14 protein-coding genes and 2 tRNA genes are annotated in these 16,162 nt (G+C 36.7%); 6 read left to right on the forward strand and 10 right to left on the reverse strand.

Annotation, left to right across the window (positions count from 1 at the left end; genetic code table 11):
- Positions 1 to 27: 27 nt before the first annotated feature.
- The 3 genes from K1I41_RS01670 to K1I41_RS01680 all read right to left on the reverse strand — a co-directional run bounded on the left by K1I41_RS01670 (position 28) and on the right by K1I41_RS01680 (position 2,560).
- Positions 28 to 1,473 (reverse strand): LytR/AlgR family response regulator transcription factor, encoded by a 1,446-nt coding sequence (locus tag K1I41_RS01670; protein WP_220640953.1) that lies wholly within the window; start codon positions 1,471 to 1,473, stop codon positions 28 to 30.
- Positions 1,474 to 2,043: a hypothetical protein gene (locus K1I41_RS01675; RefSeq protein WP_220640954.1), complete on the reverse strand. Its 570-nt coding sequence runs from the start codon at positions 2,041 to 2,043 to the stop codon at positions 1,474 to 1,476.
- 94 nt (positions 2,044 to 2,137) lie between these two features.
- On the reverse strand, positions 2,138 to 2,560 hold the full coding sequence (locus tag K1I41_RS01680) for a hypothetical protein (RefSeq protein ID WP_220640955.1): 423 nt from the start codon (positions 2,558 to 2,560) through the stop codon (positions 2,138 to 2,140).
- Positions 2,561 to 2,814: 254 nt separating this feature from the next.
- On the opposite strand from K1I41_RS01680, the gene K1I41_RS01685 reads away from it, so the two are divergent.
- On the forward strand, positions 2,815 to 4,044 hold the full coding sequence (locus tag K1I41_RS01685) for a 3-deoxy-D-manno-octulosonic acid transferase (protein ID WP_220640956.1): 1,230 nt from the start codon (positions 2,815 to 2,817) through the stop codon (positions 4,042 to 4,044).
- 36 nt (positions 4,045 to 4,080) lie between these two features.
- On the opposite strand, the gene K1I41_RS01690 is transcribed toward K1I41_RS01685, so the two are convergent.
- Entirely contained in the window at positions 4,081 to 4,518 is a 438-nt protein-coding gene (locus K1I41_RS01690; RefSeq protein WP_220640957.1) for a carboxymuconolactone decarboxylase family protein, read from the reverse strand.
- Positions 4,519 to 4,601: 83 nt separating this feature from the next.
- Positions 4,602 to 5,174 carry a Crp/Fnr family transcriptional regulator gene (locus K1I41_RS01695; RefSeq protein ID WP_220640958.1) on the reverse strand — a complete coding sequence of 191 codons (573 nt, stop codon included), beginning with the start codon at positions 5,172 to 5,174 and terminating at the stop codon, positions 4,602 to 4,604.
- Positions 5,175 to 5,557: 383 nt separating this feature from the next.
- Here K1I41_RS01695 and K1I41_RS01700 point away from each other — a divergent pair, with 383 nt between their 5' ends.
- From K1I41_RS01700 to K1I41_RS01715, 4 genes are all read left to right on the forward strand, one after another.
- Positions 5,558 to 7,702, forward strand: a complete 2,145-nt coding sequence (locus tag K1I41_RS01700) for a S46 family peptidase (RefSeq protein WP_220641796.1) — start codon at positions 5,558 to 5,560, stop codon at positions 7,700 to 7,702.
- 240 nt (positions 7,703 to 7,942) lie between these two features.
- A complete protein-coding gene (locus K1I41_RS01705) occupies positions 7,943 to 8,158 on the forward strand; it encodes a hypothetical protein (RefSeq protein WP_255566952.1) in 216 nt (71 codons plus the stop codon).
- A 90-nt stretch (positions 8,159 to 8,248) separates the two neighbouring features.
- Positions 8,249 to 8,854, forward strand: a complete 606-nt coding sequence (locus tag K1I41_RS01710; protein ID WP_220640960.1) for a class I SAM-dependent methyltransferase — start codon at positions 8,249 to 8,251, stop codon at positions 8,852 to 8,854.
- A 49-nt stretch (positions 8,855 to 8,903) separates the two neighbouring features.
- Positions 8,904 to 10,472 carry a tetratricopeptide repeat protein gene (locus K1I41_RS01715; RefSeq protein ID WP_220640961.1) on the forward strand — a complete coding sequence of 523 codons (1,569 nt, stop codon included), beginning with the start codon at positions 8,904 to 8,906 and terminating at the stop codon, positions 10,470 to 10,472.
- Between the two features lie 44 nt (positions 10,473 to 10,516).
- Here K1I41_RS01715 and K1I41_RS01720 read toward each other — a convergent pair.
- The 3 genes from K1I41_RS01720 to mutS form a co-directional block, all read right to left on the reverse strand.
- Positions 10,517 to 10,602: transfer RNA gene (locus K1I41_RS01720), tRNA-Leu, on the reverse strand.
- Positions 10,603 to 10,618: 16 nt separating this feature from the next.
- Positions 10,619 to 10,691, reverse strand: a tRNA-Gly gene (locus K1I41_RS01725).
- Positions 10,692 to 10,911: 220 nt separating this feature from the next.
- Positions 10,912 to 13,518: a DNA mismatch repair protein MutS gene (gene mutS / locus K1I41_RS01730; protein WP_220640962.1), complete on the reverse strand. Its 2,607-nt coding sequence runs from the start codon at positions 13,516 to 13,518 to the stop codon at positions 10,912 to 10,914.
- Between the two features lie 130 nt (positions 13,519 to 13,648).
- Between mutS and K1I41_RS01735 the strand changes: the two genes are divergently transcribed.
- The gene (locus K1I41_RS01735) at positions 13,649 to 14,185 is read left to right on the forward strand and encodes an RNA methyltransferase (RefSeq protein WP_220640963.1); all 537 of its coding nucleotides are present in this window, start codon (positions 13,649 to 13,651) and stop codon (positions 14,183 to 14,185) included.
- A gap of 67 nt (positions 14,186 to 14,252) precedes the next feature.
- Here the strand turns inward: K1I41_RS01735 and K1I41_RS01740 are convergent, their stop codons facing one another.
- Positions 14,253 to 14,897 (reverse strand): HAD hydrolase-like protein, encoded by a 645-nt coding sequence (locus tag K1I41_RS01740; RefSeq protein WP_220640964.1) that lies wholly within the window; start codon positions 14,895 to 14,897, stop codon positions 14,253 to 14,255.
- A gap of 2 nt (positions 14,898 to 14,899) precedes the next feature.
- Complete coding sequence (folK, locus tag K1I41_RS01745; protein WP_220640965.1) at positions 14,900 to 16,033, reverse strand: 2-amino-4-hydroxy-6-hydroxymethyldihydropteridine diphosphokinase; 1,134 nt, start codon at positions 16,031 to 16,033, stop codon at positions 14,900 to 14,902.
- Between the last annotated feature and the right edge of the window lie 129 nt (positions 16,034 to 16,162).

Raw genomic sequence — 16,162 nt, forward strand, 5'->3', positions numbered from 1 at the left:
CCTTTGTATATGTATTTTAGGTACTACTTACAACTTAAAGTTTCTGGATACGGGTATTTCTTCTCCTGTTTGTAGTGTAATACTCTTGTAGGTATTACTTTTAATATAGTTTTTATTTACGATGTACGACCTATGACATTTTACGAAATTAGGTGGGAGTTCTTGCACTATTTCTGAGATTTTACCCCTCAAAAATTGACTTTTACCCTCAAAAGGAACAAAATTAAGGTAATGATCTTCAGATTTTATGTACATCAGCTCACCCAACGGCATTTTTACCTTATTTTTTAAAATAATATGTTCCTCAACAACAAGTTGTTTTACTTTCTCAAGTTGTTCTATGGTTTGTAAGTGTTCTGCTTCTATACCTTCTTTTTCCTGCTCAATTTTTTTACGGCTTCTATCTACTTTTTTCCAACGTACAAAGGAATATAATGCTAACAGAAACACTAAAAATAATACTATACCGTATGTTATACCATTCTTTTCAAAGTTGCTAATTACTTTTTTTTGTATAGAGATTTTCTCTTCTTTCTCTGCTACATCATACTTAATGTAACTTTCGTTGATTTTTACATTTTGTACCCTATCTTTTATTTGCTCATCAAGTTCTCTATATAATTTCTCGTACCTTCTGCGTTCCGTGTTATTATTAAGAGAGTCATAGCTTGTTGCCAATTGTTTGTATAATTTCCTAATGGCTTTAGCCTTATAGTATGGTACTTCGTTTTCGGCTTTTAAAAAATACGGTATTGCTTCGGGGTAATTACCCTCAAAAAAATAAGAATTAGCATAATTTTGGTAGTAACCATACCTCTGGTATGGATCATCAATTTTATCAGTATATGTTTTAGATTTGTTGAGATAAAAACGTGCGGAGTCGCATTGGCGCATTGTGTTTTTTAATGACCCAATATTGGAGTATAGTTTTGCTTTTATTAAATCATCATTAGTCGTGTTGGCATATCGTAAAGCTTTTCCGAATAGTATATATGCGCTATCTAAATACTCAGTGTTACCTGTTTCAAAATAGGCATAATAATCATCTGCTGCCAACTCCCTAGTTACATAAGCTTTGTGTAGTGGAGCATTGGTACTGTCTGCATAATTTTTATACTCTTCAAAAAATGAATTTCCGTATTGATTATAATAATGCTCTTGCGATACTATTACAAGGTGCGCTTCAAAGGCAATTTGTTTAGCATAGTGTACTTTTCCTAATGCTTTAAACGCTTTTTTAGAGGTAATATAATAGTTAAGAGCTGCATCCTCCTGATTGAGGTATTCGTGGCACTTACCCAATACATAGTAATTTTTTGCAGCTTCAAAAGCTGTAACAGAAGTAACCCCAGCAAGGCTATCAATAGCTTTACTAGGGTTGGTTTTTATAGCTTTGGTAATAAAGCTATTAACTTGCTGCCCATATACAAGGGTAGAAAATAAAAATGCTAGTATTACTTTAACACTACTCAACTATCTTCTGAACTTTAAAGTTAAAACACCGCCATCTTTAGTAAAGCGTGGTACTATAATAGGTTTATCTGAGCAGTCTATATTCACTGCACGAGTTGGATTGTTATTATTCCATTCGTCATTATAATCATCAAAATCTTGACTAGTTACGGAGCGATATTCAAATGTTGTCAAATATTTAATAAAATAATCTTCCATATCCGTAAATTGTTGCTCATCTTCCTCATTAAGCAGCATTATTCTTACTTCTTTATCTTTGTCGCTCAAGTTCACGAAACTTGGATGATTAACGGTTTCCTTTACTGGAATTTGAGGAGAGCTGTGGTTAATCGGTTTATAGTCACATGTACTTGGATTTCCTGTATGATAGTAACTAAAAACAATTCCTTTAAAGCCATTAGCTTCTACAACGTAACTATAACCTGTATAGGTAAATTGCAAATCGGAAACTTTTAGTTTCAAGTCAACCTCAATTCGCTTTTTGTCCTTACTTAAAATTAACTCTCCAGTAGCAGCAGGAATAAGTGATTTATCGGCATCTTTCATAATTTTTTTGTCATTTTCTTTCATTTTTTCCACAATTGTTTGATTTTTAAAATTAATTTTTTTTGATAAAATAACAGTACCTCCAACTTTTAAAAGTCAGAGCGTACTGTTATTAAACTTAGTTTACTGGACATAAGGCAGTATAACCTCGCTTCAGGAAAAATCTAAGTATTGCTTTTACCGCCTTTTTAAATATAATACCTCCTGGAAGATAAGGCGCTAAAAACTCTATAATTTTTTCTAAAACTTCTTGGGCACTCGAGCCAGCATTTAATACCTTACACAAAAAGGCGCGAAGTCTTCTCCAAAGATTTTTACCCGCTTTGATAATAGAGAAACTTTTAGATCTTTCAGTCGCCATTTTTTCTGGAACCTCGTAATATAATGAAGAGACTGCATTGGCAGCTTTGTAATAATTATCAGCAAGAAGTTCTTCAATCTCGTTTTCTTTCAAATCCTCTTCTGTTTCGTATGTTTCCAAAATTTCACTTTTGAAACTATTGTAATCTATTTCTTTTAAATCCAAATCTTGTAAGTACATAATTAGTTTATTTTTTTCGCTTACTCTTTGTTACTGTTTTCAGCTTTCCAGTATGTTATTGTTAATATTGGAATTCCACTCCAAAATTGCTGTAAAACAAAGGTCTAAAAAAATAAATGTCGTGAAATGCAAAAAAGATAACGTGAAATGCAGTAGTAAAAAGCATAAGATTATAGCTGCTAAAAAAATGATGGTAATACACGGAAATTGTTATAGAAAAATAAGCGTATTTTAGCAGCTCAATTTGCTACTTTATGTACTTTTTATATAATATTCTTACCTATATCGCTATACCTATTGTAAAAATAGCAGGACTATTTAGCCCAAAAATGAAGCTATTTGTTACAGGCAGAAAAACCGTTTTTAGCACACTAGCCAGCAAAATAAAAAAGGAAGACAAAACCATTTGGTTCCATGCAGCATCATTAGGGGAATACGAACAGGGATTGCCCGTAATGGAGAAAATAAAAGCAAAACACCCAAACCATAAAATAGTTGTTACCTTTTTTTCGCCATCAGGATATGAGGTACGAAAAAACACTAAAGATGCAGATGTAGTGGTATATTTGCCATTAGACACCAAAGCCAATGCTAAAAAGTTTATGGATTTGGTACACCCCGAAACAGTATATTTTATTAAATATGAGTTTTGGCCCAATTACCTCAACGAAGTCAAAAAACGTGATATTAAAGCCTACCTTATATCAGGATTGTTCAGAGAAAACCAGATATTTTTTAAGTGGTATGGTGGTTTTTATCGTAAAGCATTAAAAGCGTTTAACCACTTGTTTGTGCAGTACGAAAGCTCTAAAAAACTACTCAACAGCATCGGATTTACTAATGTAACGGTAAGTGGCGATACCCGTTACGACCGTGTGAGCGAAATATTGGAACGCGATAATACATTACCGTTTATAGAAGCATTCATTAATGATAAGACCACATTAGTTTTCGGGAGTTCGTGGCAAAAGGGTGAAGCTATGTTTATACCGTTTATAAACAATGCTAAGAATATAAAATGTATTATAGCGCCCCACACCATTGGCAACGACCATATTAACGAACTACAAAATAGTATTACTAAAAAAACAGTACTTTTTACCGAGATGGAGGGCAAAAACTTAGCCGATTATGATGTGTTCATCATTAATACTATTGGCATATTAACTAAAATATACAGCTATGCCGATGCTGCTTATGTAGGTGGTGGTTTTGGCACAGCGGGGCTACATAATATACTCGAGCCTGCTGCTTTTGGCGTACCGATAGTAATAGGACCCAACCACCAAAAATTTCCCGAAGCAGTTGCCTTGGTACAAAAAGGAGGTTGTTTGGTGGTAAACAACCCAACCGAAATGGAAGCAACATTAAGCCAACTGGCTTATGACGAACATTACCGAACCGAAAAAGGACGTATAGCAGGTAATTTTGTAAAAGAAAATCAGGGGGCGGTTGATAGTATAATGAAGAAAATAGAAAAGTAAGCAATTTCGCCCTGCCGTACAGGGCGAAATATATTTTTATTCAGGCATCATGCCTGTAGTAATAGCAATTCTGTTCCAGCAGTTAATTACTACAATACACATTAATACCTCTGCTATATAGCCTTCTCCCAATAAGCTAATCGCGTTTTTATACACAGCATCAGGCACATGGTTTTCGCCTATTGTAGTCACCGCTTCAGTAAGGGCTAAAATGGCTCTTTCTTCCTCCGTAAAAAAAGTAGTTTCTCTCCAAGCACTTAATACATAAATACGTTGTTCGGTTTCGCCAATTTTTCGTGCATCGTGAGCATGCATATCCATACAAAAAGAACAACCATTAATTTGCGAAGCTCTTATTTTAATTAACTCTTTATGTACTGGAGTAACTTTTGTTTCATCGAGAGCGTTTGAAAAGTTATACATGGCATCCCACATTTTAGGAGCTGCCTGATTCAGTTTTAATCTTTTGTCCATACTAATATTGTTTTTTATTATTTGTATGGCAAAGTTCTGTTACAGAGAACGCAAAAAACTTAACTTATATCAAGAAATGAGGATTAATCTTTTTTCGCGCGCAGCCTACTTAAAGACTCTGGAGTTATACCCAAAAAAGAAGCTAGCATATACTGTGGTACACGCTGTACAAACTCAGGAAATTGACCGCTAAATAATTTATATTGTTCTTCGCCTGTAAGGTTAAAAATGTAGTGAATACGACTCAACTGTGCCGAGTAGGCTCTTTCCAGCACCAGCCTAAAATAACGTTCTAGCTGCGGTATTTTTGCGAATAACTCCTCCTCTATTGTTTTATTAAGTACTACTACCTGAGCATCTTCAGTAGCTTGCAGGTAAAACTCCGACGGTTTACCGCTTTTTAGGCTCATATAGTCAGTTATCCACCAGTTTTCAATACCAAACTGTACTATTTGCTCCGCACCTTTATCGGTTATTAAGTACAACCGAAAACAACCTTTTGTTATAAAGTAATTACTATTACACACCTCGCCTGCTTTTAGCAAGTGTTCTTTTTTCTTTACTTCTTTTATTTCTAGCGCATTAGTAAGCAATATTACTTCTTCATCAGTAAGCGTAATGTAGTTACGGATGTGTGATACTATCTCTGAAAACATAATACAGAATATTTATAGCTAAAGTAACTATTTCGAAGATATAAATAATCAAATAATGCTACACACTTCATTGTGTGCCCAGTGTAATGGAATGTGATAATCTGTATTAGCTAAATGAAAGCCTTGAACAGATTCCTTCCTTCGTCGGAATGACAGTCCGTATGTCATTGCGAGCGTAGTGCAACGGAGCATGGCAATCTTCATAAATCGTAAAGTCAAAATTTATAAAGTCTTAAAAAGATTCCTTCCTTCGTCGGAATGACAGTCCGTACGTCATTGCGAGCGGAGTGCAACGGAGCGTGGCAATCTATTAAGATTAAATCACGTGTTTCTCACAACCACAAAAATTCCTATCTTGCAGCCTACTTAATCAAATAACAATGATGAAATTATTACGCTTACTCGTATTACTACTAGCACTACCCGTTACAGCACAACAAGGTGGTATGTGGATACCTTCCTTATTAAAGGGAATGAACCAAAAAGAAATGAAAAGTTTAGGCATGAAAATGTCGGCTTCTGATATTTATGATGTTAACAACTCTAGCCTTAAAGATGCTGTACCACACTTTAATGGCGGGTGTACATCGGAGGTTATATCGCCGCAAGGCTTATTACTTACCAACCACCATTGCGGGTACGGCGAAATACAATCGCACTCTACGGTAGATCACGATTATCTAACCGATGGTTTCTGGGCAATGACGATGGAGGAAGAATTACCCAATCCCGATATGGAGGTTACTTTTATTGTTCGTATAGAGGATGTAACCAACCAAGTACTGGAAGGCGTTAGCACGTTAGGCAGCGAAGAGGAAAAGCAGAAAAAAATAGAAGCCAACATTGCCAACGTTAGTAAAACAGCTAAAAAAGAAGCGCATCAGGAAAACAGAGTGCGTACGTTTTACGAAGGCAACCAATACATGCTATTTGTAACCGAAACCTATAAAGACGTCCGTTTGGTAGGCGCACCACCATCGTCAATTGGTAAATTTGGTTCGGATACCGATAATTGGGTATGGCCACGCCATACGGGCGATTTTTCACTATTCCGCATTTATGCCAATAAAGATAATTTACCTGCAGAATATTCGGAAGATAATGTACCCTATACACCCAAGCACTTCTTTCCAGTATCGCTTGGCGGTATAGAAGAAGGCGATTTTACACTCGTATTTGGTTACCCAGGCAGAACGCAAGAGTATTTACCTGCCGTTGCCGTAGAGCAAATTGTAGAAGTATTAAATCCTGCAAAAATTGAAATTAGAGATGCTGCCCTAAAAGTAGCCGATGGCTTTATGCGTAAGGACAAGCAAATAAAAATACAATACGCATCTAAATATGCTAGTATTGCTAACTACTGGAAAAAATGGATTGGTGAAACACAAGGGCTTAAAAAAACCAATGCAGTAGCTGTTAAAAGAGCTTTTGAAAAAGACTTTTTAAAACTAGCCCAAAAAGCAGGTAAAACAGAGGAATATGGTAATTTGTTTAAAGAATTTGATAAATACTATGCCGAAATTGAACCCTACCAATTAAGTAGAGATTACTTTATAGAGGTAGCATTGCGTAATACCGAATTACTTACCATTGGCTACCGTTTGTACCAACTGGAACGCGTATTTGAGGCAAGAGGCGAACAATCGTTTAACGACAGAAGAAACAATACCGTGTCATCCCTATCAGGTACGTATAAAAACTATAATAGTACGGTTGACGAAAAAATATTCGAACAACTTATAGCATTATACGCTACCAAATCGCCACAGCAATTTGTACCCGATATGCTTAAGAATAAAGATTATGCAGCACTTACTACAGCGGTGTACAGCCAATCGCAAATTACGAGCTATGCAGGTGTAAAAGCCTTGTTAGAGGGCGATGCCAAAACAGTAATAGAACGCTTAAATAACGATAAAGGTTACCAGATTATAAAAGCCATGATGGAAACCTACATACAAAAGGTAGCGCCAAAATACGACGAAATTACACTACAAATAGATGCACTACAGCGTACTTATATGAAAGGAATACTGGAATTAAGCCCTAAAGAAGCGCGTATATTCCCCGATGCTAATAGTACCATGCGTGTAACCTATGGGCAGGTAAAAGGGTACGAGCCAAGAGATGCCGTGTATTACAAACCCGTTACCTACCTAGATGGTGTAATTGAAAAATATGTACCTGGTGATTATGAGTTTGATGTACCTCAAAAATTAATCGACTTATACAACAAGAAAGATTATGGTATTTATGGCGAGAATGGTAAAATGCCTGTATGCTTTATAGGTACCAACCACACTACAGGAGGAAACTCGGGTAGCCCTGCCATAGATGCCAAAGGAAACCTAATAGGACTAAATTTCGACCGTGTTTGGGAAGGTACAATGAGTGATATTTATTACGACCCATCCATTTGCCGTAATATTATGGTAGACATTCGTTACGTACTGTTTGTAATAGACAAATACGCAGGTAACAAACGCTTAATTGACGAGATGAAACTCGTAAACGTAAAACGGAAATAAGCACTAAAAAAAACAGCTGCAAAAAAGTGTATAGAGGTTATTTTGGCAGTTTGAAAAATAAAATAAGAAGATTGTACGAAAAACCACCAAACACATGCGATAATAAGCTGTATTTCAACGATAGAAGATTTTTGAAAAAAATATCGATAAATATTTTGTGATATCAAAAAATTTATATCTTTGCTCCGAATTAATAATTAACCTTTATAATTTAGTAAGATGAAAAAAGTTGTTTTAAGCATGGCTTTAGTTGCTATGATGAGTGTATCATTCGTATCATGTAAAGAGAACGCTAATGAAGCTGAAACTGAAGTAGAAGCTGCTGCTGAAGAGGCTGGTGAGGCTATGGAAGAAGCTGGTGATGAAATCGCTGAGGAGGCTGAAGAAGCTACTGAAGCTATCGATTCTACTGCACATGCTGCTGAAGAGCACATGGAAGGTGACCACGACCACTAAGAACTGACTCAGTTAAAGTATTAGAAAGCTCCGCAATGCGGGGCTTTTTTAATTTATACTATTTTTGTAGCCTACAGCAATTAATATATTATGAATAGTAAACAACACTGGGAAACCGTTTATACTACCAAACAACCACATGAGGTAAGCTGGACACAGGACGTACCTCAAACCTCACTAGACTTTATAACAGCTTGCAATATTGGTAAAGATGCCCGCATTATAGATGTTGGCGGTGGCGATAGCAACCTAGTCGACCATTTATTGAATTTGGGGTATACCAACATTACCGTACTCGATATATCGGAACAGGCATTGGAAAGAGCTAAAAAACGATTGGGTAACAAAGCCAATAAAGTTACTTGGATTGTTAGCGATATTACGGAATACCAACCCAAAGTTGTTTATGACGTTTGGCATGATAGAGCAGCGTTTCACTTTTTAACCGCTCCAGAAAAGATAAAAGCCTACAATAACATTGTAAACAAACATGCAATTAACCTTATTATAGGTACGTTTTCGGACGACGGACCTAAAAAATGTAGTGGGCTGGATATTACACAATATTCAGAAGCTACACTAGCAGCTCTTTTTACTGATAATTTCGATAGGACTAATAGCAAGCACGAAACGCATATCACACCCTTTAATACTACACAAAACTTTGTATTTTGTAGTTTTAAAAAGAAACAATAAATACAAAATAGTTATTTTATAATTAGTGCCAACAATCAAATTACTAAACATGAATAGTACTAAACAGCTTATAGAAAAAGTAGAAAAACTTTTTGTAAAAGAGAAACATCAGGAAATAATAGACCTGCTATCAAATGAATTATTAAATGAATATAACAATGCTAGATTATACTTTTGGCGAGGAGCTGCATACGAGAAATTAGATAATTTGAATAAAGCAATACAAAACTATAATATAGCTATCGAAATAAACGATAATGATGTATTCGCCTACAATAATAGAGGAGTTATTTGGCATGAAAAAGAAGAGTGGGATAAAGCAATTAAGGATTATAATAAGGTGATAGAAATAGACCCTGATAATTCAATGGCTTACAATAATCGTGGAAATATTTGGTACGAAAAAAATAACTTAGACAAAGCAATAGAAGATTACAGTAAAGCAATTCAAATAAACCCTATATATCAAGAAGCTTTTCAGAATAGAGGTCTCGCTTGGATAGAAAAGAAAGAGTTCAATAAGGCAATAAAAGATTACAGTAAATGCCTCGAAATAGATCCCAAAAGCATAAATCCTTACTATAATAGAGGGAGTGCTTGGAAAGAAAGGGGAGAATTCAAAAAAGCTATAGAAGATTACAGAAAATACTTAAAGTTAACTCCTCAGAAAAATAATTATTGGGCAAAACAGGCAAAGGCAAACATTGAAGAATTAAACCACAAAATAAATATTCCTGCTTATAATAATATAACAAATATTGTAGAGCAAATAAAAGATCTATTAATTTTTAAAGAAGACTGTATAACACACTATACATCGCTTTCTACTACCAGAATTTTAATTCTCAATGAAAATAGTAAGTTCAGACTATCTGAAGGTGCATTTTTAAATGATACATCTGAAGGTAGAGCTTTATTCGATTTTTTAGATAACTTTCACCTTACTGAAAATATAACAGATAAAACAATAGCAGAGCCATTTACTGAAAAACCATTTATCGGCAGCTTTGTCCCAAAAATTAAGCATGACGACCTTACCCTATGGCGTATGTATGGTAAAGAGAGCGGAACAGAAGCAAAAGGTTGCGCACTTACCATCAATCGTGAAAAATTTGTCGATGCCATACAGCAATCAATAAAAAAAGATGCTATAACGGAAGAAAGCTTTTTAAGTAATACTGATTTTACATTTTATAGCGTTGCTTATTTAGATAAGGGGAACTTTATAATACCTGGAGCTACTAAAAAGAAGCAAAAGGAGCTAAATGATTTAATGAAAAAACTAAGTGAAACAGTAAAGAATGTAACTGATAAGTATAAGGTTCTAATTACTGAGAAACTTAATGAAATAGCCTACTTATTTAAAAGTGCTGATTATTTGTTTGAGCATGAAGTACGCTTAATAATAGATGGCGTTGGTTTTGAAAAGGGAATTGATAATGAAACGCCAAAAGTATATGTAGAACTTGTTGATATACGCCCAGCATTAGAACAAATAACATTAGGACCAAAAATTGAAAAAGCAGAAGAATGGGCAGCTACATTTAACTACTATATTAAACAAAACTACAACGATAAAGATACGGATATTGTAATATCGCACTTGCCATTTAAGTAGAAAACAAAAAAGCCTTTACAGTTGTAAAGGCTTTTTAAGATTCGTACTCGAGGCGGGACTTGAACCCGCACGGACATTACTGTCCACTGGATTTTAAGTCCAGCGTGTCTACCAATTCCACCACTCGAGCATAATCGGTAGTCTAGAGCGAAAAACGGGATTCGAACCCGCGACCTCAACCTTGGCAAGGTTGCGCTCTACCAACTGAGCTATTTTCGCATAATTTCAATTGCCGCTTTTTATTTCGGTATTGCGAGTGCAAATGTAGCACATTTATTTATTTTTGCAAGGCTTTTCAGAAAAAAAATCAAGCAAAAAATATAACTTTCTGATAACGTTTCGCTTAAACAACAAAGTTTTTTTCAGCACAATAATTGTAACAAAATAGTACTAAAAATAGTACTAAATATAATACTTACTACAAAACAAATATACCAACTTACTTTGTTAGCATGCGTTTTATTTCGTTGAGCTTCATCAAGGCTTCCACAGGGGTTAAGGTATTAATATCAAGGTTTACAATTTCGTCTTTTATCTCCTCCAACAGCGGGTCGTCTAAATTAAAAAAGCTCAACTGCATTTCGTCTTTCGCTTCTTCTTTTATAGTTGCCAACGCCGCTCCCGAATGGTCTTTTTCTAGTTTTTTGAGCAACTTCTGTGCTTTTTGCACTACGGTTTGAGGCATCCCTGCCATTTTAGCTACGTGGATACCAAAACTATGTGCCGAACCGCCTTTTACCAATTTACGAATAAACAGTACCGTATCTTTTAACTCCTTTACCGATACGTTGTAGTTTTGTATGCGCTTAAAAATGTCCTGCATTTCGTTTAGCTCATGGTAATGGGTAGCAAACAAAGTTTTGGGTTGTGCGGGGTGTTCGTGTAAAAATTCGGCTATTGCCCACGCTATCGAAATACCGTCGTACGTACTGGTACCCCGCCCTATTTCATCTAATAATATTAAACTACGGTCGGAAATATTATTTAGGATGCTCGCGGTTTCGTTCATCTCCACCATAAAAGTCGATTCGCCCATCGAGATATTATCAGAAGCCCCTACACGTGTAAAAATCTTATCTACCGTACCCATACGCACATTTTCGGCAGGTACAAAGCTACCCATCTGTGCCAACAGTACTATAAGTGCGGTTTGGCGGAGTATTGCCGATTTACCCGACATATTGGGTCCTGTAATCATAATAATCTGCTGGCTAACCCTATCCAGATACACATTGTTGGTAATGTAGGGTGTACCTACGGGTAGTTGCTTTTCTATAACAGGGTGGCGCCCTTCTTTAATGTCCAATTCAAAAGTATCGTCTATTTCGGGGCATACGTATTTGTTATCTTTTGCGAGTTGGGCAAACGCTGTAAGGCAATCTACCTGTGCTATTAAACTGGCGTTAAGTTGTACGGGTTTTATGTACGTGGCTATCCAAACTACCAGCTCGTTAAAAAGCTGTGCTTCCAGTTGTTGTATTTTTTCTTCCGCACCTAAAATTTTAGCTTCGTACTCTTTAAGCTCTTCTGTAATATAACGCTCGGCACTTACCAGTGTTTGCTTGCGTATCCACTCGGCAGGTACTTTATCTTTATGGGTATTCCGTACCTCTATATAATAGCCAAATACGTTGTTAAAGGCTATTTTTAACGAAGTGATCCCTGTGCTTTCGGCTTCGCGCTTTTCGATATTATCCAAAAACTCCTTACCTGAGTAAGCAATACTCCTAAGTTCGTCCAACTCGGCATGTACCCCTACTGCAATGGCATTACCTTTATTTATACTAACTGGAGCTTGTGGATTAAGGGTTGCCTTTATTTTTTCGCGCAATAAATCACAACTATGAAAACTATCGCCTATGGCTTGTAACGATTCGTTATCGCTTTTTAGTGCTAGTTGTTTTATGGGGATAATAGCATCGAGCGAGTCGTTAAGGTTTACTACTTCGCGGGGCGATACCTTTCCTGTAGCAATTTTAGAGATAAGGCGTTCTAAATCGCTAATCTGTTTTATTTGTTGTTGTATTTTTTGGAGTACGGTACCGTTATCCTTTAAATAGGCAACTACTTGGTGGCGGGCGCGTATTTTGGTGGCATCCTTTAAAGGCAATGCCAACCAACGTTTTAATAGCCTTCCGCCCATGGGCGACAGGGTTTTATCAATAACATCTAGTAGCGTAACGGCATTTAAGTTATTGCTTTGGTAGAGTTCGAGGTTACGTATGGTAAACCTGTCCATCCAAACATAAGCATCTTCGGCTATACGTTGTATGGCGGTAATGTGTTGTACTTTGTTGTGTTGGGTTTCGGATAGATAATGCAATACTGCTCCTGATGCTATTATACCTTCTTGCAGCTCGGCTACGCCAAAACCTTTAAGTGAATTGGTTTCAAAATGGGTGGTTAAACGTTCAAAAGCATAATCTTCTTTATAAACCCAATCTTCTAAAAAGAAAACATGATAATCGTCGCCAAAAGTTTCTCTAAAGTTATTCTTCTCGTTTTTGGCTACGAGTATTTCGCTAGGACTAAAGTTTTGTAATAGTTTATCAATGTATTCCTCATTGCCCTGTGCGGTTAAAAATTCGCCTGTAGAAACATCTAAAAAGGAAATCCCCAAGTTTTTCCGACCAAAATATACCGAAGCTAAAAAATTATTGGATTTGGATTGTAGTACCTCATCGTTCATCGCCACACCGGGGGTAACCAACTCAGTAACGCCACGCTTTACTATGGTTTTGGTCATTTTAGGGTCTTCCAACTGGTCGCATATGGCTACCCTAAGCCCTGCTTTTACCAACTTAGGTAAATAGGTATTTAACGAGTGGTGCGGAAATCCTGCCAAAGCGGTTTCGCTTTCGCTGCCTGCGCCACGCTTGGTAAGCACAATACCCAGTATTTCGGCAGCACGTATGGCATCTTCGCCAAAAGTTTCGTAAAAATCGCCCACTCTAAACAACAGGCAGGCATCAGGGTACTTTGCCTTTATGCTGTTGTACTGCTTCATTAACGGGGTTTCTTTTCCTTTTTTCTGCTTGGCTGCCAATGTAGGTGGATTTTTTAGTTTCTAAAAAGCGAATTTAGGCAAAATACCAAAAACTAAACAGCGATGTTTGTAATTGGTGGATAAGTAAACGCACAGATTGTTTATTTTTGCTGTTTACCGATATACTACTATGAGAAAACTTTATAATAGCGAACTGGACAGAAAGAGTGTTGAAGATTTTAAAAAGGCTGAAAAAACGCCGCTGATTATTATACTGGACGATATTAGGAGCTTGCACAACATTGGTTCGGTATTTCGTACTGCCGATGCTTTTCTTATCGAAAAAATATACTTGTGCGGTATTACAGCACAACCACCCCATAAAGAAATACACAAAACGGCATTGGGTGCTACCGAAACCGTTGCTTGGGAATACAACAAGGATGTACTAGAAGTAATTACCCAATTGCAAAAAGAGGAGGTTAACGTATGGGCTGTAGAGCAGGTAGAAAATGCGGTATACCTAAACGACTTTGTACCCCAACAAGGTAAAAAGCATGCTATTGTTTTTGGTAACGAAGTAAAAGGCGTATCGCAAAAAGCCATACAATTGTGCAATGGCAGTATAGAGATACCACAATTAGGAACTAAACATTCCCTTAACATATCGGTTAGTGCGGGTATTGTTGTATGGGATATCTTCCAAAAAAACTATACAAAACCCTAGTATACGTATTACTGGTTGTATTTATACCTTATGCTTTTGGTAAAACAATAATTACAAGTGGGGCATATTAGCCTTGTGCGCTAACCAATTCGTGCAACAAATTAGTTAACTGCTCGGGGTTGGCAGCAATGTAATCGGGTGGTAATTGGGCAATGGCATCGTAGTTGTCGTATCCCCAACGTACCCAAACAATAGGAATACCACATTTTTTGCACGCTGCAATATCACGGGCTTCATCGCCAATGTAAAGTACCTGTTTGGGGTGTAGCTTTTTGGTTTTAAGTAATTTTCGTAACAATTTATCTTTACCAAATATTTTACTGGAGGTATACACTTCGGGTACTGCTACATTTTGCATCCCAAAAAAGGCTTGGATATTTTTCTTGGCATTGGTCGAAACAATGCAATACGTATATCCTTCTGCTTTAAGCGAAAGTAATAGCTCTTTTATTTCAGGATTAAATGTAAGTTGGGATAAAGAACTGTAAAATTGCTTTACTAGTGTTTTTGCTATAAACGGGACTTTATACATGGGTATGCCTAAGTATTTGGAGCGTTGTTTTATACTAAGGCTTCGGAGGTGGTTTATGTTTTCGGCATCAATACACGTAAATCCTTTTTGCTTTGCAAGCTGGTTGTACAAATCGAAAAATATTGCTTTGGAATCGACTAATGTACCATCAAAATCAAAAAGAATTAGTTTTGCTTTCATTGCTATTGGAGTTTAGCTTGTATTTGGTTGAGAATCCAAATGTAGTCCTCTTGGTTACGCACAAAATCCCTATCAGAAACATCCAATAGCAATACATTTAAATTGGGCTGTGCGTTAATATAGTCCAAATAGCCCTTATTTATTTTCTCTAAATATTCGGGTGTAATGTTTTGCTCGTAATCGCGTCCGCGCTTTTTAATATGGTGCAATAACCTATCGGTATTTTGGTACAGGTACACGTACAAATCGGGCTTGGGCATTTCTTTGTAAATAATATCAAACAGCTTGCGGTACAACCTGTATTCATCTTCGTTAAGGGTAACTTTAGCAAATATAAGCGATTTAAAAATGTGATAATCTGCCACCACAAAATCGCGAAATAAATCGAACTGCGCCAAATCATCTGATAGTTGGTGGTACCTGTCTGCCAAAAAAGCCATTTCTAACGAAAAAGCATAACGGCTTTGGTCATTATAAAACTTAGGTAAAAAAGGGTTGTCGGCAAAACGCTCTAAAACCAGTTTGGCGTTAAAATCTTCGGCAATAGTCCCCGATAGTGTTGTTTTCCCCGCACCAATATTCCCTTCTATAGCAAGGTAATTAAGGTTCTTAAGGTTATAGGCTTGTAAAGGCGGTATTAACTCTGCTACCTTTTTGCACGTACTACCGTCGGGCGAATTGGCAATTAGCGCATCAATAGTTTTGTGTGTAACGGGGTGCTCCCAACGGGGGGCAACATCCCGCAAAGGGTACAGCACAAAATTCCTCTCGTGCATGCGTGGGTGGGGTATGGTTAGGGTATCGGTAGTTAGTATCGCATCATTAAATGCTATAACATCTATATCTATACTACGGGCTTGGTAGCCTTTACCTGCTTGCCTTGTGCGCCCTGCTACTTGCTCGGCTGCTAGTAATGCCTCTAATAATACCTGCGGTGTTTTGTGGGTATGCACTATTATAGCACAATTGTAAAAATCATCGCTCTCAAACCCCCATGCAGGTGTTTCGTATAACGCAGAAACCTGTACTACTGTGGCAATAGTATTGTGTATGCAAAAAATTGCCGAAGTAATGTGCTCCTGCCTGTTGCCTTGGTTACTGCCTATGGATAGGATAACTTGGTTTTGAAACTTCATAGAACATGCAAAGTAAATAAAACCTTTTTAAAATAGAATAGTTTGCTTAAAGTGTATTAATTTTTTTTAACGCACAAAGATTTGCAAAACACCTGTAACATAATACGTACTTTTGCTACTTATTTTAAA

The organism is Flavobacterium litorale (assembly GCF_019613795.1).
In the GTDB taxonomy this organism is placed as follows: domain Bacteria; phylum Bacteroidota; class Bacteroidia; order Flavobacteriales; family Flavobacteriaceae; genus Flavobacterium; species Flavobacterium litorale.